The sequence below is a fragment of the Burkholderia sp. AU16741 genome (assembly GCF_002223345.1).
Taxonomy (GTDB): Bacteria; Pseudomonadota; Gammaproteobacteria; order Burkholderiales; family Burkholderiaceae; genus Burkholderia; species Burkholderia sola.
In genome coordinates this window covers 187,336-211,995 of record NZ_NKEZ01000005.1, presented here as the reverse complement: position 1 = coordinate 211,995, position 24,660 = coordinate 187,336, and the positions used below count along the sequence as shown (strand labels likewise).

The 24,660-nt window shown below is 67.6% G+C and carries 21 protein-coding genes; 14 read left to right on the top strand and 7 right to left on the bottom strand.

The features are described 5' to 3' along the window. Nucleotides 1-124 precede the first annotated feature (124 nt). From nudB to CFB89_RS14125, 7 genes are all read left to right on the top strand, one after another. Complete coding sequence (gene nudB / locus CFB89_RS14155) at nt 125-619, top strand: dihydroneopterin triphosphate diphosphatase (RefSeq protein ID WP_089468413.1); 495 nt, start codon at nt 125-127, stop codon at nt 617-619. After that, a complete protein-coding gene (gene clsB, locus CFB89_RS14150) occupies nt 616-1,890 on the top strand; it encodes a cardiolipin synthase ClsB (RefSeq protein ID WP_089468412.1) in 1,275 nt (424 codons plus the stop codon). The genes nudB and clsB overlap by 4 nt, the downstream gene beginning before the upstream one ends. A 200-nt stretch (nt 1,891-2,090) precedes the next feature. After that, a complete protein-coding gene (locus tag CFB89_RS14145) occupies nt 2,091-2,690 on the top strand; it encodes a TetR/AcrR family transcriptional regulator (RefSeq protein WP_006477846.1) in 600 nt (199 codons plus the stop codon). Between the two features lie 56 nt (nt 2,691-2,746). Further along, nucleotides 2,747-4,534 carry an acyl-CoA dehydrogenase C-terminal domain-containing protein gene (locus CFB89_RS14140; RefSeq protein ID WP_089468411.1) on the top strand — a complete coding sequence of 596 codons (1,788 nt, stop codon included), beginning with the start codon at nt 2,747-2,749 and terminating at the stop codon, nt 4,532-4,534. 117 nt (nt 4,535-4,651) lie between these two features. Continuing rightward, the gene (locus tag CFB89_RS14135; protein ID WP_089468410.1) at nt 4,652-7,087 is read left to right on the top strand and encodes a 3-hydroxyacyl-CoA dehydrogenase/enoyl-CoA hydratase family protein; all 2,436 of its coding nucleotides are present in this window, start codon (nt 4,652-4,654) and stop codon (nt 7,085-7,087) included. A 22-nt stretch (nt 7,088-7,109) separates the two neighbouring features. After that, complete coding sequence (locus CFB89_RS14130) at nt 7,110-8,309, top strand: acetyl-CoA C-acyltransferase (RefSeq protein ID WP_006477849.1); 1,200 nt, start codon at nt 7,110-7,112, stop codon at nt 8,307-8,309. Between the two features lie 91 nt (nt 8,310-8,400). Beyond that, nucleotides 8,401-9,168 carry an enoyl-CoA hydratase gene (locus CFB89_RS14125; protein ID WP_089468409.1) on the top strand — a complete coding sequence of 256 codons (768 nt, stop codon included), beginning with the start codon at nt 8,401-8,403 and terminating at the stop codon, nt 9,166-9,168. A 51-nt stretch (nt 9,169-9,219) separates the two neighbouring features. On the opposite strand, the gene fdhD is transcribed toward CFB89_RS14125, so the two are convergent. Then, nucleotides 9,220-10,074, bottom strand: a complete 855-nt coding sequence (fdhD, locus tag CFB89_RS14120; RefSeq protein WP_089468408.1) for a formate dehydrogenase accessory sulfurtransferase FdhD — start codon at nt 10,072-10,074, stop codon at nt 9,220-9,222. Between the two features lie 114 nt (nt 10,075-10,188). Here fdhD and CFB89_RS14115 point away from each other — a divergent pair, with 114 nt between their 5' ends. Continuing rightward, entirely contained in the window at nt 10,189-10,671 is a 483-nt protein-coding gene (locus tag CFB89_RS14115) for a nitrate reductase associated protein (protein ID WP_089468407.1), read from the top strand. A gap of 34 nt (nt 10,672-10,705) precedes the next feature. On the opposite strand, the gene CFB89_RS14110 is transcribed toward CFB89_RS14115, so the two are convergent. Next, nucleotides 10,706-11,101 carry an acyl-CoA thioesterase gene (locus tag CFB89_RS14110; RefSeq protein WP_027809384.1) on the bottom strand — a complete coding sequence of 132 codons (396 nt, stop codon included), beginning with the start codon at nt 11,099-11,101 and terminating at the stop codon, nt 10,706-10,708. A gap of 175 nt (nt 11,102-11,276) precedes the next feature. Between CFB89_RS14110 and CFB89_RS14100 the strand changes: the two genes are divergently transcribed. After that, on the top strand, nt 11,277-13,148 hold the full coding sequence (locus CFB89_RS14100) for an ABC transporter ATP-binding protein/permease (protein WP_089468406.1): 1,872 nt from the start codon (nt 11,277-11,279) through the stop codon (nt 13,146-13,148). A gap of 216 nt (nt 13,149-13,364) precedes the next feature. Here CFB89_RS14100 and murU read toward each other — a convergent pair whose 3' ends face one another. Then, complete coding sequence (gene murU, locus CFB89_RS14095) at nt 13,365-14,087, bottom strand: N-acetylmuramate alpha-1-phosphate uridylyltransferase MurU (protein WP_089468405.1); 723 nt, start codon at nt 14,085-14,087, stop codon at nt 13,365-13,367. Between the two features lie 22 nt (nt 14,088-14,109). After that, the gene (locus tag CFB89_RS14090; RefSeq protein WP_089468404.1) at nt 14,110-15,159 is read right to left on the bottom strand and encodes an aminoglycoside phosphotransferase family protein; all 1,050 of its coding nucleotides are present in this window, start codon (nt 15,157-15,159) and stop codon (nt 14,110-14,112) included. A 223-nt stretch (nt 15,160-15,382) separates the two neighbouring features. Between CFB89_RS14090 and CFB89_RS14085 the strand changes: the two genes are divergently transcribed. The 4 genes from CFB89_RS14085 to rsmA are packed head-to-tail and all read left to right on the top strand — an operon-like array spanning nt 15,383 to nt 21,028. Further along, nucleotides 15,383-17,743, top strand: a complete 2,361-nt coding sequence (locus CFB89_RS14085; protein ID WP_089468403.1) for an LPS-assembly protein LptD — start codon at nt 15,383-15,385, stop codon at nt 17,741-17,743. 51 nt (nt 17,744-17,794) lie between these two features. Then, nucleotides 17,795-19,153 carry a peptidylprolyl isomerase gene (locus tag CFB89_RS14080; RefSeq protein ID WP_089468402.1) on the top strand — a complete coding sequence of 453 codons (1,359 nt, stop codon included), beginning with the start codon at nt 17,795-17,797 and terminating at the stop codon, nt 19,151-19,153. An 11-nt stretch (nt 19,154-19,164) separates the two neighbouring features. Next, nucleotides 19,165-20,154 (top strand): 4-hydroxythreonine-4-phosphate dehydrogenase PdxA, encoded by a 990-nt coding sequence (pdxA, locus tag CFB89_RS14075; RefSeq protein ID WP_089468401.1) that lies wholly within the window; start codon nt 19,165-19,167, stop codon nt 20,152-20,154. A 46-nt stretch (nt 20,155-20,200) separates the two neighbouring features. Further along, nucleotides 20,201-21,028 carry a 16S rRNA (adenine(1518)-N(6)/adenine(1519)-N(6))-dimethyltransferase RsmA gene (gene rsmA / locus CFB89_RS14070; RefSeq protein ID WP_089468400.1) on the top strand — a complete coding sequence of 276 codons (828 nt, stop codon included), beginning with the start codon at nt 20,201-20,203 and terminating at the stop codon, nt 21,026-21,028. Between the two features lie 90 nt (nt 21,029-21,118). On the opposite strand, the gene CFB89_RS14065 is transcribed toward rsmA, so the two are convergent. After that, a complete protein-coding gene (locus tag CFB89_RS14065; protein WP_089468399.1) occupies nt 21,119-22,054 on the bottom strand; it encodes a DMT family transporter in 936 nt (311 codons plus the stop codon). A 405-nt stretch (nt 22,055-22,459) separates the two neighbouring features. On the opposite strand from CFB89_RS14065, the gene gloA reads away from it, so the two are divergent. After that, nucleotides 22,460-22,843 carry a lactoylglutathione lyase gene (gloA, locus tag CFB89_RS14060; protein ID WP_006477863.1) on the top strand — a complete coding sequence of 128 codons (384 nt, stop codon included), beginning with the start codon at nt 22,460-22,462 and terminating at the stop codon, nt 22,841-22,843. Nucleotides 22,844-22,951: 108 nt separating this feature from the next. Here the strand turns inward: gloA and CFB89_RS14055 are convergent, their stop codons facing one another. Further along, on the bottom strand, nt 22,952-23,839 hold the full coding sequence (locus CFB89_RS14055) for a M48 family metallopeptidase (RefSeq protein ID WP_027785378.1): 888 nt from the start codon (nt 23,837-23,839) through the stop codon (nt 22,952-22,954). 45 nt (nt 23,840-23,884) lie between these two features. Further along, a complete protein-coding gene (locus tag CFB89_RS14050; RefSeq protein WP_050014656.1) occupies nt 23,885-24,649 on the bottom strand; it encodes a 1-acyl-sn-glycerol-3-phosphate acyltransferase in 765 nt (254 codons plus the stop codon). Nucleotides 24,650-24,660: the final 11 nt, after the last annotated feature.

Here is a 24,660-nt window from a genome sequence, read left to right as displayed (position 1 = left end):
GCGCACGATGCCCAACGAAGAAGGCGCCGTCGTGCGCCTTTTTCACTTTTTGCGGTACAGTCGCAGCACTTGCCGCACGTTCGGGCACAGCCCCGCGCACGGCCCTGTGCCGCATGAAACAAAGATGACGAAGCCGCCGAAAATTCCCGAATCCGTTCTCGTCGTGATCTACACGCCCGATCTCGATGTGCTCGTGATCAAGCGTGCCGACCAGCCCGATTTCTGGCAGTCGGTCACCGGCTCGAAGGACACGCTCGACGAGCCGCTCGCGCTCACCGCCGCGCGCGAGGTGGCCGAGGAAACCGGCATCGCGGTCGGCACGCCGGCCGTGCCGGCCACCGCGCTCGTCGACTGGCATCACCGGATCGAATACACGATCTATCCGCAATACCTGCACCGCTATGCATCTGGCGTCACGCGCAACGTCGAGCACTGGTTCGGCCTGTGCGTGCCGCATCGCGTCGACGTGACGCTGTCGCCGCGCGAGCACGTGGACCATGCGTGGCTGCCGTTCCGCGAGGCGGCCGCGCGCTGCTTCTCGCCGTCGAACGCCGAGGCGATCCTGCAATTGCCCGTGCGCGCGGCTCTCGCGCGTGCGCCGCACGGCTCGTCCGCATGAATGCGGAGACCCGCAAGCGCTTCGCGCAATTGCGGCAGATGTTCCTGCAGGAGCGCGGCTCCGCGTCGCGGCTCGCATTTACGGCCGGCAACACCGTGCGGCTGTGCGAAACCGGCGGCGAATTCTTCCACGCGTTGATCGAACGGATCGACGCCGCCCGCGAGCAGGTGATGCTCGAAACCTACATCTTCTGCGACGATGCGGCCGGCCGTCCGGTATCGGACGCGCTGATCCGCGCGGCGCAGCGCGGCGTGCGCGTGCGCGTGATCACCGACGGCATCGGCACCGCGCGCCTGCCGCTGTTCGACACATGGGCCGAGGCCGGCGTCGAGCACTGCATCTACAACCGCTTCCTGTTCGGCCGCTTCGGCTTCTCGCGCACGCACCGCAAGCTCGCGGTGATCGATCATGCGGCCGCGTTCTGCGGCGGCATCAACATCGTCGACGACTACACGCAGGGCAGCGCGACGCTGCCGTTCCCGCGCTGGGATTTCGCGGTCGAGATGGCCGGGCCCGCGGTGTCCGACGTGCGCGCCGCGTTCGAGCTGCAGTGGCACCGGATCCGGTTCGGCCACAAGCCGTATGCGCAGTATGCGGCCGGGCTGCATGGCGGCGAAGCGTTCCCGGACATGTTCCGGCGCTGGATGCGCAGCCACCGATGGATCAAGGCCGGCGCGCTGCGGGTCGTGACCGAGCCGAGCGTCGCGTTCGTCGCGCGCGACAACGTCGTGAACCGCCGTGCGATCGAGAAGGCCTATCTCGCGGCGATCGGCCAGGCGCACCAGCGGATCCTGCTCGCGAATCCATACTTCATGCCGGGCCGCAAGCTGCGCCGCGCGCTGACGGGCGCGGCCCGCCGCGGCGTGGACGTGCAGGTGCTGATCGGCCGCAAGGAGTTCACGGCGCTCGATACGGCCGTGCCGTTCCTGTATCACTCGCTGCTGCGCGCGGGCGTGCGCGTCGCCGAATACGACAAGACGATCCTGCACGGCAAGGTCGCCGTGATCGACGACAACTGGGCGACGGTCGGCTCGTCGAATCTGGACGCGCTGAGCCTGATGCTGAACAATGAAGCGAACGTCGTGCTGGTGCGCTACGATGCTGTGACGAACCAGTTGCGCGACGCGATCGCCACCGCGTTCGCCGAAGGCCGGGAGATCGACGCCGCGCACTACGCCGCGCGCCCGCGCGTCGAGCGGCTGCTGAACTGGCTGGCGTACAACACGTACCGCCTCGTGATGAAGGCGCTGACGGTCGGCGGTTACGACTGACGCAGACTAAGTATTCGCTTCAAAAAATCTGTCCGCACGTTCGTGCGGAAAAGCCGCTCCGGTCCCGCCGGAATCGCGCAAAATAGCGGCTCGGTTAGACACCGGTTTCTAATAATTTCCTTGTTTCGCGAGCGGCCGCACTCAATAATAGTACGGCCGTTCGATTTTATTCGAACCCCCGAACGGTTACAGAAATAGCTATGCGAAAAGGCGAACAGACGCGTGCCGCGATACTCGAAGCTGCTTTGGACCTCGCCAGCCGTGACGGGCTGGAGGGGCTGACGATCGGCCTGCTGGCCGAGCGCATGCAGATGAGCAAGAGCGGCGTGTTCGCGCACTTCGGATCGCGCGAGGACTTGCAGGTCGAGGTCGTGCGCGAGTATCACCATCGTTTCGAGAACGAGGTGTTCTTTCCGAGCCTGCGCGAGTCGCGCGGTCTGCCGCGTCTTCGGGCGATGCTGGCGCGCTGGATCGAGAAGCGCATCCAGGAGGTGACGACCGGGTGCATCTACATCAGCGGCGCAGTGGAGTACGACGACCGGCCGGACAGCCCCGTGCGCGAGCAGTTGATCGCGAGCGTGACCGCCTGGCGTGCCGCGTTGCTGCGCGCCATTTCGCAGGCGATGGAAGAAGGGCATCTGCGCGCGGATACGGATCCGGAACTGATGCTCTTCGAGTTGTACAGCTTCACGCTCGGCCTGCATCACGACGCACGCTTCCTGCATTCGCCGGACGCCGTGCGCCTCACGTGGGCCGCGCTGGAAAAGACGATTGTTTCGTATCAGAGCGAGAGCCGTTAGCGGCGCGTGACCCGCCCGCCAGGAGCTCGAGCCGTTGCCCACCTTTGGAGAGAGTCATGGGACAGTACGCCGCGCCGCTGCGCGACATGCAATTCGTGTTGCACGAGCTTCTGAACGTCGAAGCCGAAGTCAAGCAAATGCCCAAGCATGCGGACCTCGACGCCGACACGATCAACCAGGTCCTCGAGGAAGCGGGCAAGTTCTGCTCCGAGGTACTGTTCCCGCTGAACCAGGTCGGCGACCGCGAAGGCTGCACGTATGAAGGCGACGGCGTCGTGAAGACCCCGACCGGCTTCAAGGAAGCGTATCGGCAGTACGTCGAGGCCGGCTGGCCGGCGCTCGGCTGCGATCCCGACTACGGCGGCCAGGGCCTGCCCGCGTTCGTGAACAACGCGCTCTACGAAATGCTGAACTCGGCGAACCAGGCATGGACGATGTATCCGGGCCTGTCGCACGGCGCATACGAATGCCTGCACGCGCACGGCGCGCCGGAACTGCAGCAGCAATACCTGCCGAAGCTCGTGTCGGGCGAATGGACGGGCACGATGTGCCTGACCGAGCCGCACTGCGGCACCGACCTCGGCATCCTGCGCACCAAGGCCGAACCGAACGGCGACGGCTCGTACTCGATCAGCGGCACGAAGATTTTCATCTCGAGCGGCGAGCACGACATGTCGAAGAACATCGTCCACCTCGTGCTCGCGCGCCTGCCGGACGCGCCGCAAGGCACGAAGGGAATCTCGCTGTTCATCGTGCCGAAGTTCGTTCCGGACGCGTCGGGCGAGCCGGGCGAACGCAACGGCATCAAGTGCGGGTCGATCGAACACAAGATGGGCATCCACGGCAACTCGACCTGCGTGATGAACCTCGACGGCGCGAAGGGCTGGATGGTCGGCGAGCCGAACAAGGGCTTGAACGCGATGTTCGTGATGATGAATGCCGCGCGCCTCGGCGTCGGCATGCAGGGCCTCGGCCTCACGGAAGTCGCTTACCAGAACTCGCTGACGTACGCGAAGGAACGCCTGCAGATGCGTTCGCTGACGGGCCCGAAGGCGCCGGACAAGCCGGCCGACCCGATCATCGTGCACCCGGACGTGCGCCGCATGCTGCTCACGCAGAAAGCTTACGCGGAAGGCGCGCGTGCATTCACGTACTGGTCCGCGCTGCAGATCGACAAGGAACTGTCGCACGCCGACGAAGCCGTGCGCAAGGAAGCGGCCGATCTCGTCGCGCTGCTCACGCCGATCATCAAGGCGTTCCTGACCGACAACGCGTTCGAGTGCACGAACCACGCGATGCAGATCTACGGCGGCCACGGCTTCATCTCCGAGTGGGGCATGGAGCAGTACGTGCGCGACGCGCGGATCAACATGATCTACGAAGGCACGAACTCGATCCAGTCGCTGGACCTGCTGGGCCGCAAGGTGCTCGGCGACATGGGCGCGAAGCTGAAGAAGTTCGGCAAGCTCGTCACCGAATTCGCGGAAGCCGAAGGCGTGAAGCCGGAGATGGCCGAGTTCATCAACCCGCTCGCCGACATCGGTGAAAAGGTGCAGAAGCTGACGATGGAAATCGGCATGAAGGCGATGCAGAACCCGGACGAAGTCGGCGCGGCCGCCGTGCCGTACCTGCGCACCGTCGGCCACCTGGTGTTCTCGTACTTCTGGGCGCGCATGGCGCGCCTCGCCCTCGACAAGGAAGCGTCGGGCGATCCGTTCTACAAGTCGAAGCTCGCCACCGCCCGCTTCTACTTCGCGCGCCTGCTGCCCGAAACGGCGTCGACGATCCGCGCCGCGCGCGCCGGTTCGAAGACGCTGATGGAAGTCGACGAATCGCTGTTCTGACGCGAGTCCGGGCGGTGCGCGCCTGCGCCGCGCCGCCCGAACGCAACGGTTCCTGGTACTCACTTCGCCGTGCAGCCCTCACATCTCGCGCTGCACGACACTATCCGGAGACATCCCGTGAGCAATTTCCTGATTCGCAAGGTCGCCGTGCTGGGCGCCGGCGTGATGGGCGCGCAGATCGCCGCGCATCTCGTCAACGCGCGCGTGCCGGTGCTGCTGTTCGACCTGCCGGCCAAGGAAGGCCCGAAAAACGCGATCGCGCTGAAGGCGATCGAGAACCTGAAGAAGCTGTCGCCCGCGCCGTTCGGCGTGAAGGACGACGCCAAGTACCTCGAAGCGGCGAACTACGAAGACGACATCGCGAAGCTCGCCGAGTGCGACGTCGTGATCGAGGCGATCGCCGAGCGGATGGACTGGAAGCACGACCTGTACAAGAAGGTCGCGCCGCACATCGCGCCGAATGCGATCTTCGCGACCAACACGTCGGGCCTGTCGATCACGAAGCTGTCCGAAGGTTTCTCGGACGAGCTGAAGGCGCGCTTCTGCGGCGTGCACTTTTTCAACCCGCCGCGCTACATGCACCTCGTCGAGCTGATCCCGACCGCGCATACGCGTGCCGAGATCCTCGACCAGCTCGAAACCTTCCTGACGAGCGTCGTCGGCAAGGGCGTCGTGCGCGCGAAGGACACGCCGAACTTCATCGCGAACCGCGTCGGCATCTTCTCGATCCTCGCGGTGATCACCGAGGCCGCGAAGTTCGGCCTGCGCTTCGACGAAGTCGACGACCTGACGGGCAGCCGCCTCGGCCGCGCGAAGTCGGCGACGTTCCGCACCGCGGACGTGGTCGGCCTCGACACGATGGCGCACGTGATCAAGACGATGCAGGACAACCTCGCCGACGATCCGTTCTTCCCGGTCTACCAGACGCCCGCCGTGCTCGCCGAACTGGTGAAGCAGGGCGCGCTCGGCCAGAAGACGGGCGCCGGGTTCTACAAGAAGGAAGGCAAGGCGATCAAGGTGCTCGACGCGAAGACGGGCAGCTACGTCGATTCGGGCGCGAAAGCGGACGAAACGGTCGGCCGCATCCTGAAGCGCCCGCCGGCGGAGCGCCTGAAGCTGTTGCGCGAGACGGATCATCCGCACGCGCAGTTCCTGTGGTCGATCTTCCGCGACGTGTTCCACTACATCGGCGTGCATCTCGAGTCGATCGCCGACAACGCGCGCGACGTCGACCTCGCGATCCGCTGGGGCTTCGGCTGGAACGAAGGCCCGTTCGAAGGCTGGCAGGCCGCCGGCTGGAAGCAGGTCGCCGAGTGGGTGCAGGAAGACATCGCGGCCGGCAAGGCGCTCGCGAACGTGCCGCTGCCGTCGTGGGTGCTCGAAGGCCCGGTCGCCGAGAAGGGCGGCGTGCACACGGCCGAAGGCTCGTGGGCGCCGGCATCGAAGCGCTTCGTGCCGCGTTCGGACCTGGCCGTGTACCGCAAGCAGGTGTTCCGCGCGCCGCTGCTGGGCGAAGCCGGCGCCGATCCGAAGACGTACGGCAAGACGCTGTTCGAGACCGACGCGGTGCGCGCGTGGGTCGACGATCGTGCCGGTGAAGACGACGTCGTGATCGTGTCGTTCAAGTCGAAGATGAACACGATCGGACCGAGCGTGATCGACGGCCTCGTGCAGGCGATCGAACTCGCGGAGAAGGACTACAAGGGCGTGGTGATCTGGCAGCCGACGTCGCTGAAGCTCGGCACGCCGGGCGGCCCGTTCTCGGCCGGCGCGAACCTCGAGGAGGCGATGCCCGCGTTCATGATGGGCGGCGCGAAGGGCATCGAGCCGTTCGTGAAGAAGTTCCAGGAAGGCATGCTGCGCGTGAAGTACGCGAACGTACCGGTCGTCGCGGCCGTGTCGGGCATCGCGCTCGGCGGCGGGTGCGAGCTGATGCTGCACAGCGCGAAGCGCGTCGTGCACGTCGAGAGCTATATCGGTCTCGTCGAAGTGGGCGTCGGCCTCGTGCCGGCCGGCGGCGGCCTGAAGGAAGCGGCGCTGCGCGCCGCGGACGCCGCGACGGCCGCGAACGCGACCACCGACATCCTGAAGTTCGTCACGAAGTCGTTCGAGAACGCGGCGATGGCGAAGGTGTCGGCGTCCGCGCACGACGCCCGTGCGATGGGCTACGTGAAGCCGTCCGACACGATCGTCTTCAACGTGTTCGAACTGCTCGACACCGCGAAGAAGGAAGCGCGTGCGCTGGCCGATACCGGTTACCGCGCACCGCTGCGCGCGAAGGACGTGCCGGTCGCCGGCCGTTCGGCGATCGCGACGATCAAGGCCTCGCTCGTCAACATGCGCGACGGCCGCTTCATCAGCGACCACGACTACCTGATCGCGAGCCGCATCGCCGAAGCCGTGTGCGGCGGCGACGTCGAGGCCGGCAGCCTCGTCGACGAGCAATGGCTGCTCGCGCTCGAGCGCCGCGCGTTCGTCGAGCTGCTCGGCACGCAGAAGACGCAGGAACGGATCATGGGCATGTTGCAGACCGGCAAGCCGGTGCGTAACTGAGCGAGCAGACAAGGAGTCTGAAATGAGCAAACAACTGCAAGACGCATACATCGTCGCCGCCAGCCGCACCCCGATCGGCAAGGCCCCGCGCGGTGTCTTCAAGAACACGCGCCCCGACGAGCTGCTGGTTCACGCGATCAAGTCGGCGGTCGCGCAGGTGCCAGGCCTCGACACGAAGGTGATCGAGGACGCGATCATCGGCTGCGCGATTCCGGAAGCCGAGCAGGGCCTGAACGTCGCGCGCATGGGCGCGCTGCTCGCGGGCCTGCCGCAGACGGTCGGCGGCGTGACGGTCAACCGCTTCTGCGCATCGGGCATCACCGCGCTCGCGATGGCGGCCGACCGCATTCGCGTCGGCGAATCGGACGCGATCTTCGCGGGCGGCTGCGAATCGATGAGCATGGTGCCGATGATGGGCAACAAGCCGTCGATGTCGCCGCACATCTTCGATCGCAGCGAAGACTTCGGCATCGCGTACGGGATGGGCCTGACGGCCGAGCGCGTCGCCGAGCAGTGGAAAGTGAGCCGCGACGACCAGGACGCGTTCTCGGTCGAATCGCACCGCAAGGCGCTCGCCGCGCAGCAGGCCGGCGAGTTCGGCGACGAAATCGCCGCGTACACGATCACCGAGCGCTTCCCGAACCTGGCGACCGGCGAAGTCGACGTGAAGACGCGCGAGATCAAGCTCGACGAAGGTCCGCGCGCGGATACGTCGCTCGAAGGCCTCGCGAAGCTGCGCACGGTGTTCGCGAACAAGGGCTCGGTCACGGCCGGCAACAGCTCGCAGACGTCGGACGGCGCGGGCGCGCTGCTCGTCGTGTCGGAGAAGGTGCTGAAGGAATTCAACCTGACGCCGCTCGCGCGCTTCGTGAGCTTCGCGGTGCGCGGCGTGCCGCCGGAAATCATGGGGATCGGCCCGAAGGAAGCGATTCCGGCCGCGCTGAAGGCCGCCGGCCTGAAGCAGGACGATCTCGACTGGATCGAGCTGAACGAGGCGTTCGCCGCGCAATCGCTGGCGGTGATGCGCGATCTCGGCCTCGATCCGTCGAAGGTCAACCCGATGGGCGGCGCGATCGCACTGGGCCACCCGCTCGGCGCGACCGGCGCGATCCGCGCGGCGACCGTCGTGCACGGCCTGCGCCGCCGTAACCTGAAGTACGGGATGGTCACGATGTGCGTCGGCACCGGCATGGGCGCCGCGGGCATCATCGAACGCCTGTAAGCGGGACGCGACGAAAAGCGACGACGGTGCGCGGGCCACGGGCTCGCGCACCGTTTTTTCATTCCGGCAGAGACAGTCAAAGGAGACGGTTGTGGCCGACATTCAAGTGGAACGCGCCGACGGCGTGATGACGATCACGATCGCGCGCCCGGCGAAGAAGAATGCGCTGACGGCGGCGATGTACCAGACGATGGCCGATGCGCTCGCCGACGCGCAGGAAGACAAGGCGACGCGCGTGATCCTGCTGCGCGGCAGCGACGGCAATTTCAGCTCGGGCAACGATCTCGAGGATTTCCTGAAGTCGCCGCCGAAGGACGACACCGCATCGGTCTTCCAGTTTCTGGCGCGGATCAGCAGCGCGAGCAAGCCGGTCGTGGCGGCCGTGCCCGGCATTGCGGTCGGGGTCGGCGTGACGATGCTGCTGCACTGCGATCTGGTCTATGCGGCCGACACCGCGACGTTCTCGCTGCCTTTCGTGCAGCTCGGGCTGTGCCCGGAAGCCGCGTCGAGCGCACTGCTGCCGCGCCTGGCCGGCCATCAGGTCGCGGCCGAGAAGCTGCTGCTCGGCGAGGCGTTCGACGCGCTGGAAGCGCACCGGATCGGCATCGTCAACCGCGTGCTGCCGGCGGCCGAGCTCGACGCGTTCGCGGCGAAGCAGGCGGCGAAGCTAGCGGCGCTGCCGGCGGCATCGCTGCGCGTGACGAAGGCGCTGCTCAAGGATACGGGCGGCGTGGCGACGCCCGCGCGGATGGCCGAGGAAGCCGCACACTTCTCCGCGATGCTGCGCGCGCCGGAAGCGCGCGAGGCGATGACGGCGTTCTTCGAGAAGCGCAAGCCGGATTTCCGTCAGTTCGACTGACGGCGCAGGCCGCGCCGGCGGTGGATCGCCGGTGCGCGGCCTAAAGTGCGTTCAGGCCGTGCCGTAGTCGACGTGGCCCGTTTCGCGGCAGAAGCTGACGAGTCGCAAGCCGGCCGCCTTCGCGATTTCGATCGCCAGCGACGACGGCGCGGAGATGGTCGCGACCAACGGGATGCCGACCCGCGCGGCCTTGCGCACGAGCTCGTAGCTCGCACGGCTCGACAGGAACACGAAGCCGTCGGTGGTATCGGCGCGCGCCAGCACGAGCGAGCCGATCAGCTTGTCGAGTGCGTTGTGGCGGCCGACGTCCTCGAATGCGGTGCGGATCGCGCCTGTTGCGTCGCACCACGCGGCCGCATGCAGGCCGCCGGTCAGTTTCGTCAGCGCCTGATGAGCCGGCAGCGCATGCGCGGCGCGTGCCAGCGCGTCGGGCGCGAGGCGCGCGAGAAAGCCGGTGTCGGGCACGCGTTCGGGCGCAAGGTCGAGCAGGTCGATGCTTTCGATGCCGCAAACGCCGCAGCCCGTGCGCCCCGCGAGCGCGCGGCGCCGGTCCTTCAGCGCGGCGAACGCCTGCTGGACGACTTCCAGATGCACTTCCGCATGCGGCAGCGGTGCGTCGGCGTGCAGGATCACGTCGATGTCCTTGATGTCGCTGCCGCGCGCGACGATTCCCTCCGAGATCGCGAAGCCGACCGCGAACGCTTCGAGGTCGCAGGGCGTGCACATCATCACCGCATGCGAGATGCCGTTGAAGACGAGTGCGACCGGCCATTCCTGGCCGACGAAGTCGTGCGCGGTCTCTACCGCGTCGCCGCGCGTGCGGCTCACGGACAGCTCGATCGCGCCGCGCGGTTCGTCGCGCAACGCGCCGCGCGGTTCGTCTGATTGGGTCGGATTCACGAGCACTCCCGTTGATTCGAAGTACGGCCGGCGACGATCGTGCCGCCGCCCGCGCGCAGAGGTTCTAAAATACCGCAGGCAAGCCGGCCGCGCCGGCATCCGCCACGTCAGGTAACGATCATGGGACTCAGCGACGCTCCGTTGCTCTTCAACTTCGAACACGATTCGTCGGAAAACTTCACGTACATCCCGATGATCGTGCGTTTCAATCTCGACCGCTTCGGGCTGCGGATTTCGCTCGAACAGTGGCAACTGCTGCCGCTCGAGGACCGCAAGCTGCTCGCGCGCTTTCCGGCCGACGACGACACCGCGATCGAGCCCAACTTCGATCACGCGCTGTTCGAAATGCTGCGCACGCACGCCGATCTGGAGCCGTCATGGTTCCAGCCAGACGAGCAGCCGGCCTGGCGCGCCGTCGACGCGGTGCCGGAGTCGCTCGTGCAGCAGAGCGCGCTGGCCGGGCTGCCGGCGCCCGCGCTCGCGCAGTGGCAGCGGCTTGCGCCGTTCCAGCGCTACGTGCTGGTCAAGCTGTCGCGCAAGCCGACGCTGAATCACGATTTCGTGCCCGCGATGCGGGAGTTCGGGCTGGCGGCCACGCACTGACGGGCGCACGCCGCGCCGCGGCGCTTGCCCGCCGTCAAAGCGGCGGCAGTTGCCGCGGTTTGCGGTCCGAGCCGGTCGCGACGTAGGTGAGCGTCGCTTCCGTGACTTTCACGACTTCGCCCATCAGGCGCATGCGCTGCGCGTACACCTCGACGTCGACCGTGATCGACGTGTTGCCGGTGCGCATGATGGTCGCATAGAAGCTCAGCAGATCGCCGACGAATACCGGCTGCTTGAACACGAATGAATTGACCGCGACCGTCGCGACGCGGCCGTTCGCGCGCTGGCTAGCGGGAATCGAGCCGGCGATGTCGACCTGCGACATGATCCAGCCGCCGAATACGTCGCCGTGAACGTTCGCGTCGTGCGGTTGCGGGACGACGCGCAGCGCGGGCTGCTTCTGCGGGAGTTCGAGGGTCGAATCGGTCATGGCGGGGGCTTTCATCCTGTAATAAACGAGCCGCCGCGCGCAGGCTGGCCGGCGAGGCCGCCGGCAGCGGCGCGAAGCGGCTTCTGCGACAATACAACGTTCGCAAATTGTACGAGAAAGCGCGCGAGCCGGCCGCCGATACGCGCGTCCCGCATCGCCGCAGGACCTTTTCCCCATGCGCCGATTTCCCGCTTCCGGCGAGCCCGCGCCGGCTTCGACCGGGCCTCGCAACGACTGGCAGACCATCCGGTCGCTGCTGCCGTACCTGGTCACCTATAAATGGCGCGTCGCGCTCGCGCTCGGCTGCCTGATCGGCGCGAAGGTCGCGAACCTCGGCGTGCCGGTCGTGATGAAGCGCATCGTCGACCACCTGTCCGCCGTGCAGCAACTCACCGCGCTCGGCCGGGCCGAGCAGTCGGCCGGGATCGTGCTCGCGGGCGGGATCGGGCTGCTGGTCGTCGCGTATGCGCTCGTGCGGCTGTCGACGTCGCTCTTTACCGAGTTGCGCGAGATCCTGTTCTCGAAGGTCACCGAGAGCGCGGTGCGCCAGCTCGCGCTGCAGGTGTTCCGGCATCTGCACGGGCTGTCGCTGCGGTTCCATCTCGAGCGGCAGACGGGCGGCATGTCGCGCGACATCGAGCGCGGCACGCGCGGCATCCAGCAACTGATTTCGTACTCGCTGTACAGCATCCTGCCGACGCTCGTCGAGGTCGGGCTCGTGCTCGGCTTCTTCGTGGTCAAGTACGAGGCCTATTACGCGTACGTGACGTTCGCGGCGCTGGTCACGTACATCGTGTTCACCGTGAAGGTCACCAACTGGCGCACGCACTTTCGCCGCACGATGAACGAACTCGATTCGCGTGCGAATTCGCGGGCGATCGACTCGCTGATCAACTACGAGACGGTGAAGTACTTCGGCAACGAGGCGTGGGAGGCGCAGCGCTACGACGAGAACCTGAAGCGCTACCGGAAGGCCGCGATTCGCTCGCAGAACTCGCTGTCGGTGCTGAACTTCGGCCGGCAGGCGATCATCGGCACGGGGCTCGTGTTCATTCTGTGGCGCGCGACGCAGGGCGTGCTCGCGGGCAAGCTGACGCTCGGCGATCTCGTGTTGATCAACACGTTCATGCTGCAGTTGTACATCCCGCTGAACTTCCTCGGCGTCGTCTATCGCGAGCTGAAGCAGAGCCTCACCGACATGGACCGGATGTTCGGGCTGCTGTCGGCGCCGAAGGAAGTGGCCGACCGGCCCGATGCGCCGCCGCTCGCGGTGGCCGGCGCGCAGGTGCGCTTCGAGCACGTGAACTTCGCGTACGAGCCGTCGCGGCAGATCCTGCACGACGTGACGTTTACGATCGAGGCCGGCACGACGACCGCGGTGGTCGGCCACAGCGGTTCGGGGAAATCGACGCTGTCGCGGCTGCTGTTCCGCTTCTACGATCTCGACCGGCAGACGGGCGGCGCGATCCGGATCGACGGGCAGGACATCCGCGACGTGACGCAGGAATCGCTGCGCGCGTCGATCGGGATCGTGCCGCAGGACACCGTGCTGTTCAACGATTCGATCTACTACAACATCGCGTACGGCCGGCCGACGGCGACCCGCGACGAGGTGGTCGCGGCCGCGCGTGCCGCGCACATCCACGATTTCATCGAAGGGTTGCCGAAGGGCTATGACACGCCGGTCGGCGAGCGCGGGCTGAAGCTGTCGGGCGGCGAGAAGCAGCGCGTCGCGATCGCCCGCACGCTGCTGAAGGATCCGCCGGTGCTGCTGTTCGACGAAGCGACGTCGGCGCTCGATTCGCGCTCGGAACGCGCGATCCAGCACGAGCTGGATCAGATCGCGCGGCATCGCACGACGCTCGTGATCGCGCACCGGCTGTCGACGGTCGTGCACGCGCAGCAGATTCTCGTGATGGACCGCGGGCGGATCGTCGAGCGCGGCACGCACGACGGACTCGTGCGCGCGGACGGGCTGTATGCGCAGATGTGGGCGCTGCAGCAGCAGCGCGCGGCGGCGGGCGGGGAAGAGGCCGAGGCCGCGTGAGCGCGGGTGCCGCGCGGCACGTGCGCGGCGGGCGCGGAGGGTTGGCCGCCCGTTCGGCTGCCCGCTCGGCAACGGGCGGCGGGACGGCGTCGCGGTCGGTGAACCGGCGGACGTCCGCGGCACGTGATCCCGGCTTGGCCGGGTATTCATCGGCCCGTCAGGCCATCGGTGCACCGCGCCGGCTGCTCGACGAACCGTCGCCCGGCCGCGAAACCGTCAGCCCGCGGCGGCGCGCAACCGTGCGTCGAGCTCGCCGAGCTGCGCGGGCGTGCCGACGTTCTCCCAGATCCCTTCGTACAGTTCGCCGGTCGCGCGGCCGGCTTCGATCGTCGCGCGGTAGTACGGCGTCAACGCGCGCCGCGTGCCGGGCGCGAGGTCGCGGAACATTCGCGTGTCGTACACGCCGATGTTGCCGAACGTGACGCGCGCGGCGCCGTCGAGCGCGAGATGGCCGTCGTCGCCGAGCGCGAAGTCGCCGGCCGGGTGGAACGGCGGGTTCGGCACCATCACGAGGTGCATCGCCGGCGCGTCGAGCGCGGCCATCCGGGCGGCGTGCGGCGCGAGCGTCCGGTAGTCGAACGCGCAGTACACGTCGCCGCTGACGGCCGCGAACACCGTCGGCTGCCCGCCGCGTTCGAGCAGCGGCAGCGCCTGCGCGATGCCGCCGGCGGTTTCGAGTGCATCGCCCTCGGCCGAATACGCGAGCCGCACGCCCCAGCGCGAGCCGTCGCCGAGCGCGGCCTCGATCTGCTCGCCGAGCCATGCGTGGTTGATCACGATCGTGTCGATGCCCGCGCGCGCGAGCGCCTCGATCTGCCACACGATCAGCGGCTTGCCGCCGGCTTCGAGCAGCGGTTTCGGGCGCGTGTCCGTGAGCGGGCGCATCCGTTCGCCGCGCCCGGCGGCGAAGATCATCGCCGTGGTCAGGGGTGTGCTCATGGTCGACTGGGTGTGAGGACGGTCAGAACGTATAGCCGACGTCGGCCGGCGCGTTGCCCTCGAGCTCGTCGAGCAGCTTCGCGAACGGCACGAGCGGGCGATAGCGCAGCGCGACCTTGCGCGCATAGGTCAGGAAGCGCGGCAGGTCGTTCAGGTAGTGCGGCTTGCCGTCACGATAATTGATGCGCGCGAACAGGCCGAGAATCTTGATGTGGCGCTGCAGCCCCATCCATTCGAGCTGGCGGTAGAACTCGCCGAAATCCGGATCGACCGGCAGGCCGGCCTTCTTCGCTTTTTCCCAGTAGTACGCGAAGCAGTCGAGCTCGAACTCCTCGTCCCAGCTGATGAACGCGTCGCGCAGCAGCGACACGACGTCGTACGTCAGCGGCCCGTAGACGGCGTCCTGGAAGTCGAGCACGCCCGGGTTCGGCTCGCAGACCATCAGGTTGCGCGGCATGAAGTCGCGCAGCATGAAGCCTTGCGGCTGCGCGTGCGCGCTCGCGACCAGCAGCGCGAACGTGCGGTCGAGCGTGCCGCGCATCGCGTCGGTGACGGGCTTGCCGAGATGGCGGCCGACGAACCATTCGGGCAGCAGCTCCATTTCGCGGCGCAGGAACGCCTCGTCGAACGGCGGCAGCACGTCGGGCCTCGACGTGAGCTGGAAACGGATCAGCGCGTCGAGCGCGGCGCGCATCAGCGGGCGGGCCGCGGCCGGATCGGCCGGATCGAGCACCGAGATGTACGACGTGCGGCCGAGGTCGGTCACGAGCATGAAGCCCGCGTCGAAATCGTGGGCCAGCACGTCCGGCACGTGGTCGCCGGCCGCGGCGAGCAGCTGCGCGACCTGGACGAACTCGCGGCACTTCTCGGGCGGCGGCGCATCGACCGCGATCAGCGTGCCGCCGGGGCGCGTGGCCGACGCGACGCGGAAATAGCGGCGGAAACTGGCGTCCGACGACGCGGGCGCGAGGGTCGACAGATCGAGGGCGTAGCGCTCGGCGAGCGGGTGCAGCCACGCGGTGAGCGCGTCGAGGCGGGCGTCGGGCTGGGATGCGGCGGATGGGGGCGTCATGAAACTCGGCGGAGGGGGGAACGTCTTGCCATATAATACCCCACGACTTTTTTGACGCGCCCCGCGTCAGCTTCCGCCGTGCAGGCCCGCCGCCTGTCGCGCCGTCCGCCCGATCGCCTCCCCGGTTTGCGAAGAGCCGCAGTCGCGGCTCGACGGCGCGGCCCGCCGCGCGCGAAGGTGCCGTGCAGGCGCGGTTGACAAGGGGCGATTCGCCAAACGATAGATGCCGCCCAAACCGCTATTCCCGAATGTTTTCCCCGGTGACGGGGCGCCGCGCAAACGGCGGCTCGCGCTTGCGCTCCTGGCCGTGCCGGGCCTCGTGCCGGCCGTGTCGTACGCGCAGCTGTCGGGCGCGGCCGCGCAGCCGCAGCCGCTCGACTCGCCGTGGGATCTGCGTCTCGCGCCCCAGCTCGAGGATCATCCGCTGAAGGACGGCGCGAAGCCGGCCGCCTTCGTGATCGCCGACCATACGAGCGGCACCGCCGAGCAGGATCTCGCCGCGAAGGGTTCGGCCGAGCTGCGGCGCGGCGACGCCGTCGTGAAGGCCGACGCGATCCACTACGATCAGGATACCGACATGGCCGATGCGTACGGCCAGGTCAAGGTGGTCAATGGCGGCACGTCGTTCGCCGGCCCCGAGGCGCACCTGAAGATCGAGGCGAACCAGGGCTTCATGACCGCGCCGAAGTACCACTTCAACGTGACGGGCGGGTCGGGCAGCGCGGAGCGCGTCGACATGGTCGACAACGAGCGCTCGGTGTTCGTCAACGGCACGTATACCGCGTGCCAGTGCTCGACGAACCCCGCGTGGTACATCAAGGGCAGCCGCTTCGACTTCGATACGGGCGCCGACGAGGGCACCGCGCGCAACGGCGTGCTGTTCTTCCAGGGCGTGCCGATCTTCGCGAGCCCGTGGATGACGTTCCCGCTGTCCGGCGAGCGGCGCAGCGGCCTGCTGCCGCCGACGTTCTCGGTGAACTCGAACAACGGGTTCGAGCTGTCGCTGCCGTACTACTTCAACATCGCGCCGAACCGCGACCTGACGCTCACGCCGCGCATCATCTCGCGGCGCGGCGTGATGGCCGAAGCGACGTTCCGCTACCTGTCGCCGTCGTATTCGGGCACATTCACGGCCAATTACCTGCCGGACGACCGGCTCGCGCATCGCAACCGCTACGCGATCTACTGGCAGCACCAGCAGAACTTCGGTGGCGGTTTCGGCGGCTACGTCTACTTCAACAAGGTCTCGGACAACACGTATCCGGAAGACCTCGGGTCGGCGAACCAGTTCATCAACGGGACGCAGACGCTGTACCAGCAGGAAGCCGGCCTCACGTACAACAACGGTCCGTGGTCGGTGCTCGCGCGCTACCAGCACTGGCAGACGCTGCCGCCGTCGATCGCGCCGTACAGCCGCGAGCCGCAGTTGAACGTGAAGTACACGAAGTACAACGTCGGCGGGTTCGACTTCGGCGCGGAAGCCGACTATTCGCGGTTCCGCATCACGACCGCCGATGCGACCCAGGGCGACCGGGTCGTCTTCAACCCGTACATCTCGTACGGCGTGTACGGCCCCGGCTACTTCGCGGTGCCGAAGGTCCAGTACCACCTGGCGTCGTACGACCTGAACTACCTGTCGTCGACCACACCGAACAACCCGAAGCGTTTCACCGAGTCGATCCCGACCGTGAGCTTCGATTCGGGCCTGATCTTCGACCGTTCGGTGCGCCTGTTCGGCCAGGATTTCATCCAGACCCTCGAGCCGCGCCTGTACTACGTGTACACGCCGTATCGCGACCAGTCGAACGCGCCGCTGTTCGACACCGCGGAATCGGATTTCGGCCTCGCGGAGATCTACCAGCCGAACACGTTCGTCGGCAACGACCGGATCGCCGACGCGAACCGGATCACGGCCGGCCTCACGTCGCGCTTCATCGATCCGCGCACCGGCGACGAGCGCGCGCGCTTCGTGATCGCGCAGCAGTACTACTTCGCCGATCAGCGCGTCACGCTGACCCCCGGGCAGAGCGCCGTGCTCGCGCGCCACTCGGACCTGATCGTCGGCGCCGCGCTGAAGCTCGGCTCGGGCTTCATGTCGGAAACGGCGTTCCAGTACAACCAGAACAACAATCAGCTCGTGAAGTCGAGCATCGGTTTCGGCTACAGCCCGGGCGAGCGCCGCGTGATCAACGTCGGCTACCGCTATACGCGCACGAACACCACGCTCGACAACCAGCCGATCAACCAGTTCCTGGTGTCCGCGCAGTGGCCGCTCACGCGCCGCCTGTATGCGATCGGCCGCTTCAACTACGACTTCGCCGGAGATCGCGTGGTCGACGGTCTGGTCGGCTTACAATACGACGCGGATTGCTGGGCGCTCGGGGTCGGGGTGCAGCGGGCGGCGAACGGTATCAATTCGTCGGGACAGCAGAACTCGTCGACGCGCTTCATGATGCAACTGACGCTCAAGGGCTTGTCGACCGTCGACAACGGCCTCGTGTCCGCATTCCGCGCCGGGGTGCCGGGCTACACGCCGTTGCCGCCGCCGCCGCCGCCGATGTCCCGCTTCAGCAACTACGAGTAACGCCGGCATGTCTGCACCGGTCAGCACGATTTCAATGGAGTTTCAGTGGCAATGAAGAAAACCCTTCGTTTCGCGGCAGTCGTGTCCAGCCTCGCCGCGTCCGCCGCGCTGCTCGCCGCCGCGCCGGCCGCGGCGCAGGCACTCGGTTCGCAAGGTGCGCAGCTCGCCGACGAAGTCGTCGCCGTGGTCAACAACGACGTGATCACGGGCCGCGAACTCGACCAGCGCGTCGGCCTGATCGCGCGCCGGCTGCAGCAGCAGAACGCGCCGGTGCCGCCGGCCGACCAGTTGCGCGCGCAGGTGCTGAACCAGATGGTGCTCGAACGTATCCAGGTGCAGAAGGCCAAGGACGACGGGATCCGCATCGACGACGCGACCGTGCAGGCCACGCTGCAGCGTCTCGCGCAGGCGAACGGGATGACGCTCGACCAGTACCGCGCGCGCCTCGAGGCGCAGGGCGTGCCCTGGAGCGTCTTCACGGGCGACGCACGCACCGAGCTGATGCTGTCGAAGCTGCGCGAGCGCGAGGTCGACGGCAAGATCACGGTGTCGGACGCCGAGGTCGCGAACTACATCGCGAGCCAGCGCGGGCCGAACGCATCGCAGCAGCAGGACCTGCGCTTCCAGCACATCTTCATCAAGGCGCCCACCAACGCGCCGCAGGCCGACATCGAAGCCGCGCAGAAGAAGGCCGAAGCGCTGCTGCAGCAGGCGAAGTCGGGCGCCGATTTCGAGCGCCTCGCGAAGAACAACTCCGAAGCGAACGACGCGAAGAAGGGCGGCGATCTCGGCTTCAAGTCGCCGAGCGCGCTGCCGCCGGACGTCGTCGACGCCGCGTCGAAGCTGCGTCCGGGCCAGGTCAACCCGACGCTGATCCGCGTGCCGGACGGCTTCGAGATCGTGCGCCTCGTCGATCGCCGCCCGAGCCAGGGCGCGAGCGCCGCGGCGCCGAAGATCGTCCAGACGCACGTGCGCCACATCCTGCTGCGCGTCGGCGAAGGCAAGTCGGAAGGCCAGGCGCGCCAGCAACTGATCGACATCCGCAACCAGATCGAGGCCGGCGGCGATTTCGCGAAGTTCGCGCGCACCTACTCGCAGGACGGCTCGGCGTCGCAGGGCGGCGATCTCGGCTGGATCAGCCCGGGCGAGACCGTGCCGGAATTCGAGCGCGCGATGAACAACCTGCAGGACGGGCAGATCAGCCAGCCGATTCGTACCGAATACGGCTATCACCTGATCCAGGTGCTGAACCGCCGCGACGCGGAAGGATCGGTGCAGCAGCAGATGGACATCGCCCGTCAGGCGATCGGCCAGCGCAAGGCCGAACAGGCCTATGCCGACTGGCTGCGCGAGCTGCGCGATTCGTCGTACGTGCAGTACAAGATTGGCGGCGTCGGCCCGGCGAACTGAGCGAGCATCGGATGACCACGCGCGCGCTGCAGATCGCGATCACGACCGGCGAACCCGCGGGGGTCGGCCCGGAACTGACCGTGCAGGCGCTGCGTGATGCGGCGCAGCGCTGGCCCGACGCGCATTTCACCGTGCTCGGCGATGCCGCGCTGCTCGACGCGCGAGCGGCGGCGGTCGGCGCCGACGCGGTCACGCTGGCCGGCGGCGCGCAGGTGTCGGTCGCGCATCACGCGCTGGCGGCGCCCGCGCAAGCGGGCAAGCTGGACGCGGCGAACGGCCGGTACGTGCTCGGCTTGCTCGACGCCGCGATCGACGGCGCGCTGGCGGGCCGGTACGACGCGATCGTCACCGCGCCGCTGCAGAAGAGCACGATCAACGATGCGGGCGTGCCGTTCACCGGTCACACCGAATACCTGGCCGAACGCACGCATACGCCGCGCGTCGTAATGATGCTGGCCGGCACCGGCCATCGGCCGCTGCGCGTCGCGCTCGCAACCACGCATCTGCCGCTGAAGGACGTATCGGCCGCGCTGACGATCGACGGGCTCGTCGAGACGCTCGCGATCATCGACCGCGACCTGCGGCGCGATTTCGGTCTCGCCGCGCCGCGCATCCTCGTGACGGGCCTGAACCCGCACGCGGGCGAGAACGGTTATCTCGGCCGCGAGGAGATCGACGTGATCTCGCCGGCACTGGCTCGCGCGAACGCGCAGCACATCGACGCGCGCGGCCCGTATCCGGCCGACACGCTGTTCCAGCCGCGCCATCTGGCCGATGCCGATTGCGTGCTCGCGATGTTCCATGACCAGGGTCTGCCCGTGCTGAAGTACGCGACGTTCGGCGAGGGCATCAACGTGACGCTCGGGCTGCCGATCATCCGCACGTCGGTCGATCACGGCACCGCGCTCGATCTGGCCGGCACCGGCCGCGCGGATCCGGGCAGCATGATCGCCGCGCTCGATACGGCCGTCACGATGGCGCGCCACCGCCGCGCAGCCTGACGCTGCCGGTTTATCCCATTCGTCGCATTTTTCGTTTAGTCAGTCGATGTCGAACAGCAGACAGCACCAAGGCCATTTCGCGCGCAAGCGCTTCGGGCAGAACTTCCTCGTCGATCACGGCGTGATCGACTCGATCGTCGCGACGATCGGCCCCGCGCGCGGCCAGCGGATGGTCGAGATCGGCCCCGGGCTCGGTGCGCTGACCGGCCCGCTGATCGAGCGCCTCGCGACGCCCGAGTCGCCGCTGCACGCGGTCGAGCTCGACCGCGACCTGATCGGGCGCCTGCAGCAACGCTTCGGCGCGCTGCTGGAGCTGCACGCGGGCGACGCGCTCGCGTTCGACTTCCGCTCGCTCGCGGCGCCCGGCGACAAGCCGTCGCTGCGGATCGTCGGCAACCTGCCGTACAACATCTCCAGCCCGCTGCTGTTTCACCTGATGACGTTCGCCGATGCGGTCATCGACCAGCATTTCATGCTGCAGAACGAGGTCGTCGAGCGGATGGTCGCGGAGCCGGGCACGAAGGCGTTCTCGCGGCTGTCGGTGATGCTGCAGTACCGCTACGTGATGGAAAAGATGCTCGACGTGCCGCCGGAATCGTTCCAGCCGCCGCCGAAAGTCGATTCGGCGATCGTCCGGATGATTCCGTACGAGCCGCACGAACTGCCGGACGTCGACCCGGTGCTGCTCGGTGAAATCGTCACCGCCGCATTCTCGCAGCGCCGCAAGATGCTGCGCAACACGCTCGGCGACTACCGCGAGACGATCGATTTCGATGCGCTCGGCTTCGATCTCGCGCGCCGTGCGGAGGACGTGAGCGTGGCCGAATACGTCGGCGCGGCGCAGGCGCTGGCGGCGCTGCGCAAGGCCGGATGACGTGCGTGGCGCGAGCCGCCCACCCGCTGTATCGAAGAGAGCTGCCCGACTGGCAGCTTTTTTATTGCCCGCGTGTCTTTGCGCCGGTCGTCACATCCGCCGGCGCGGCGGCGCGTTGACGAGCGCGATGCCGGTCAGCACGAGCGCGGCCGCGGACATGAAGCGCCAGCCGACCGATTCGCCGAGCAGCAGCACGCCGAACGCGACGCCGAACAGCGGCGACAGGAACGTGAACACGGACAGCCGGGACGCGCTGTAGCGCGTCAGCAGCCAGAACCACGACAGGTAGCTGACGAACGCGACGATCACCGACTGGTACGCGAGGCTCGCGAGCGCGACCGGCGTGATCCGCGCGAACGACATCTGGCCGAACAGCGCGGCGAGCGCGACCAGCACGACCGCCGATACCGCGAGCTGGTAGAACAGCGTCTTGCTCGCGCTGGCCCGCGCGAGCGCGGTCGAGCGCACGACGACCGTCGTCGCGGCCCACATCGCGCCGCCGAGGATCCCGAGCGCGTCGCCGGCGAGCCCTGCCAGCACCGATGCGCCGGGCGCGCGCGGCTTCAGGAAGCCGTCCGCGAACGCGAGCGCGATACCGGCGAATGCGAGGCCGACGCCGGCCCATTGCGTGCGCTGCAGCCGCTCGCCCGGTGCGAACAGGTGCAGGCCGAGCGCGGTGAAGCACGGCGCCGTGTACAGGAAGATCGCCATGTGCGACGCGCTCGTCAGCGTCAGCCCGAAGAACACGCAGATGAATTCGCCGGCGAACAGCGCACCGGCCGCGATGCCTGCGCCGAGCGTGCCGTCCGCCTGAAACAGCGGCGTGCCGCGCGTGCGGGCCCAGCCCCACAGCAGCACCGCGGCGATCACCGAGCGCAGCCCGGCCTGGAACATCGGCGCGATCGCGGCGTTCGTGCTCTTGATCGCGACCTGCTGGAAGCCCCAGATCGCGCACAGCAGCAGCATCAGGCCGACGGCGCGCGTATCGAGTGCGCGGCGCACGGGGGCGGCGGCAAGTGCGGTCATCGGCGCGCCTCGCTGGTCGGACCTTGCGGCACGGAGGTCAGGCGGGCGGCGCGTCCGGCGCGCTCGAATCGACGGTTTCGCACGGCAGTGGGGCGGCAAGAAAAAGTGGGTGGTCGCGGTCGGGCGGCGGCGCGCATGCCCGCTTTTGGTGCGAAGTGGCAGGATGTTACCCGATCGACGCGGGGTCGGGCGAGCCGGATCTTGCCGCTTTCAGTCGTTGCGCGCTTGCTCGCGCCGAGGCAACCGATACGCGGCATCGGCCGCGTGCTTGTTGGGCCCGTTCCGGGCTCGGCGCGCCGGGCTAGGCGCCCCCGGCTAGGCGCTCCCGGCTAGGCGCCCCCGGCGAATTTCACCCGACTCCGGTAGAATTTCCAACTCTGGAAAGTCCCCACAGGAGTACAACACATGCGTTTGCTGCATACGATGCTGCGAGTCGGCGATCTCGACCGCTCGATCAAGTTCTACACCGAATTGCTCGGCATGAAGCTGCTGCGTCGCGAGGATTATCCGGAAGGCAAGTTCACGCTCGCGTTCGTCGGCTACGAAGACGAAAGCACGGGCACCGTGATCGAGCTGACCCACAACTGGGAGACGCCGTCCTACGATCTCGGCAACGGCTTCGGCCATCTGGCGGTGGCGGTCGACGATGCGTACGCGGCCTGCGAGAAGATCAAGGCGCAAGGCGGCAAGGTCACGCGCGAGGCGGGCCCGATGAAGCACGGCACGACCGTGATCGCGTTCGTCGAGGATCCGGACGGCTACAAGATCGAGTTCATCCAGAAGAAGTAAGCGCCGGATGAACCGGGCTGCGGCGTACGACGTGCGCCGCAGCAGCAAAGAGGGCGGTGCGGGGGTAATCCGCATCGCCCTTTTTCGTTGGCAGCGCAGCCGCGCGCGTCAAAGCGACGGCAGCAGCTCGGGCGGATGATGCTTGAGCGTGTGCCGCGCTTCGCGGAACTCGGGGAAAATCGATTCGACGGTCTGCCAGAAGGCCGGGCTGTGGTTCATCTCGCGCAGGTGCGACAGCTCGTGCGCGACGACGTAGTCGATGATCGACATCGGGAAATGGATCAGCCGCCAGTTCAGGCGAATCTTGCCGTCGCTCGAGCAGCTGCCCCAGCGCGTCGCGGCCGACGACAGCGCATACATCGAATACGTGACGCCGAGCTTTTCCGCATACACGACGAGGCGTTCGCCGAAGATGCGTTTCGCTTCGCCCTGCAGCCAGCCCTGCACGCGATCCTTGATCTGCTGCATGTCGGCCTGCACGGGCAGCGGCAGCGACAGCCGCAGCGCGTCGGCGTCGAAGGCGACGGCGCCCGCGCCGAGCGCGATCGTCACCGTCTTGCCGAGATACGGCAGTTGCGCGCCGTCGCGCCAGTCGATCTGCGGCAGCGCGCGCTGCTCGGTGCGCGTCTTCCACTCGGCGAGCTTCGCGAAGATCCAGCGTTGCTTTTCGGCGATCGCCGCTTCGATGTCGGCGAGCGTGACCCAGCGCGGCGCGGTGATCGACAGCCCGCTGCCGTCGATCGTGAAGCCGATCGTGCGGCGCGCGGAGCGCTTCAGCCGGTATTCGAGCACGCGGCTGTCGAGCGCGAACGTGCGCACGCGCGAGCGATCGGGCGCCGGACCCGGATCGAGTGGAGCAGCGGGGGCGGCTTCGGGCGGTGCGGGCGGAGCGGCCGGCGCCGACGGCGCGGCGGCCGGCCCGTCGAAGAGCGGCAGATCCATCTGGCGATGATCGAGGGCCACGACGGCAGGCCGTGGCCGCGGACGCTGTTTCATCAGTTCGCTTCTTTTTGTCGTACGCAACGGCTGCAATCCGGGGCGTCAGGCGCGCGCGGCATCGCGTGTGCCGGCGTTGCCCGCCTGACGATACGCATCGGGATCGATGCGGCGCATTTCCGCTTCGATCCATGCTTCGACCTGCGAGTTCAATGCATCGGGCGTCAGCCCTTCGCTCGGGATCGGCTTGCCGATCGACACCGTGACGACGCCCGGGAATTTCGTGAACGAGTTGCGCGGCCACACACGACCTGCATTGTGCGCGATCGGCACGACCGGCGTGCCGGTTTCGATCGCGAAGCGCGCGCCGCCCGTCTTGTACTTGCCCTGCTTGCCGACCGGCGTGCGCGTGCCTTCGGGGAACATGATCATCCATGCGCCTTCCGACAGGCGCTTCTTGCCCTGGCGGATCACCGAATTGAACGCGTTCTTGCCTTCCTTGCGGTTGATGTTGACCATGTGCAGCAGCCCGAGCGCCCAGCCGAAGAACGGCACGTATAGCAGCTCGCGCTTGAACACGTAGCACAGCGGCTTCGGCATCAGCGCCGGAAACGCGAGCGTTTCCCACGCGGACTGGTGCTTCGACAGCAGCACGGCCGGGCCGTCGGGCAGGTTCTCGAACCCTTCGATTCGGTAGCGGATGCCGTTCAGCCAGCGCACGACCCACAGCGTCGACTTGCACCAGCCGGCCGCCATCCAGTAGCGCGCGTCGGGGCGCATGAACGGGAACGCGATGAAGCACGCGGTGGCGTACGGCACCGTGTACAGGATGAAGTAGATCAGCAGCAGCAGGGAGCGGACGAAGCGCATCGGCGTGAGTC

Excerpts from the sequence above, each read along its gene's own strand:
- nudB (WP_089468413.1), top strand. The coding sequence starts at position 125 with ATGACGAAGCCGCCGAAAATTCCCGAATCCGTTCTCGTCGTGATCTAC.
- clsB (WP_089468412.1), top strand. The coding sequence starts at position 616 with ATGAATGCGGAGACCCGCAAGCGCTTCGCGCAATTGCGGCAGATGTTC.
- CFB89_RS14145 (WP_006477846.1), top strand. The coding sequence starts at position 2,091 with ATGCGAAAAGGCGAACAGACGCGTGCCGCGATACTCGAAGCTGCTTTG.
- CFB89_RS14140 (WP_089468411.1), top strand. The coding sequence starts at position 2,747 with ATGGGACAGTACGCCGCGCCGCTGCGCGACATGCAATTCGTGTTGCAC.
- CFB89_RS14130 (WP_006477849.1), top strand. The coding sequence starts at position 7,110 with ATGAGCAAACAACTGCAAGACGCATACATCGTCGCCGCCAGCCGCACC.
- CFB89_RS14115 (WP_089468407.1), top strand. The coding sequence starts at position 10,189 with ATGGGACTCAGCGACGCTCCGTTGCTCTTCAACTTCGAACACGATTCG.
- CFB89_RS14110 (WP_027809384.1), bottom strand. The coding sequence starts at position 11,101 with ATGACCGATTCGACCCTCGAACTCCCGCAGAAGCAGCCCGCGCTGCGC.
- CFB89_RS14100 (WP_089468406.1), top strand. The coding sequence starts at position 11,277 with ATGCGCCGATTTCCCGCTTCCGGCGAGCCCGCGCCGGCTTCGACCGGG.
- murU (WP_089468405.1), bottom strand. The coding sequence starts at position 14,087 with ATGAGCACACCCCTGACCACGGCGATGATCTTCGCCGCCGGGCGCGGC.
- CFB89_RS14090 (WP_089468404.1), bottom strand. The coding sequence starts at position 15,159 with ATGACGCCCCCATCCGCCGCATCCCAGCCCGACGCCCGCCTCGACGCG.
- CFB89_RS14085 (WP_089468403.1), top strand. The coding sequence starts at position 15,383 with ATGCCGCCCAAACCGCTATTCCCGAATGTTTTCCCCGGTGACGGGGCG.
- CFB89_RS14080 (WP_089468402.1), top strand. The coding sequence starts at position 17,795 with ATGAAGAAAACCCTTCGTTTCGCGGCAGTCGTGTCCAGCCTCGCCGCG.
- pdxA (WP_089468401.1), top strand. The coding sequence starts at position 19,165 with ATGACCACGCGCGCGCTGCAGATCGCGATCACGACCGGCGAACCCGCG.
- rsmA (WP_089468400.1), top strand. The coding sequence starts at position 20,201 with ATGTCGAACAGCAGACAGCACCAAGGCCATTTCGCGCGCAAGCGCTTC.
- CFB89_RS14065 (WP_089468399.1), bottom strand. The coding sequence starts at position 22,054 with ATGACCGCACTTGCCGCCGCCCCCGTGCGCCGCGCACTCGATACGCGC.
- gloA (WP_006477863.1), top strand. The coding sequence starts at position 22,460 with ATGCGTTTGCTGCATACGATGCTGCGAGTCGGCGATCTCGACCGCTCG.
- CFB89_RS14055 (WP_027785378.1), bottom strand. The coding sequence starts at position 23,839 with ATGAAACAGCGTCCGCGGCCACGGCCTGCCGTCGTGGCCCTCGATCAT.
- CFB89_RS14050 (WP_050014656.1), bottom strand. The coding sequence starts at position 24,649 with ATGCGCTTCGTCCGCTCCCTGCTGCTGCTGATCTACTTCATCCTGTAC.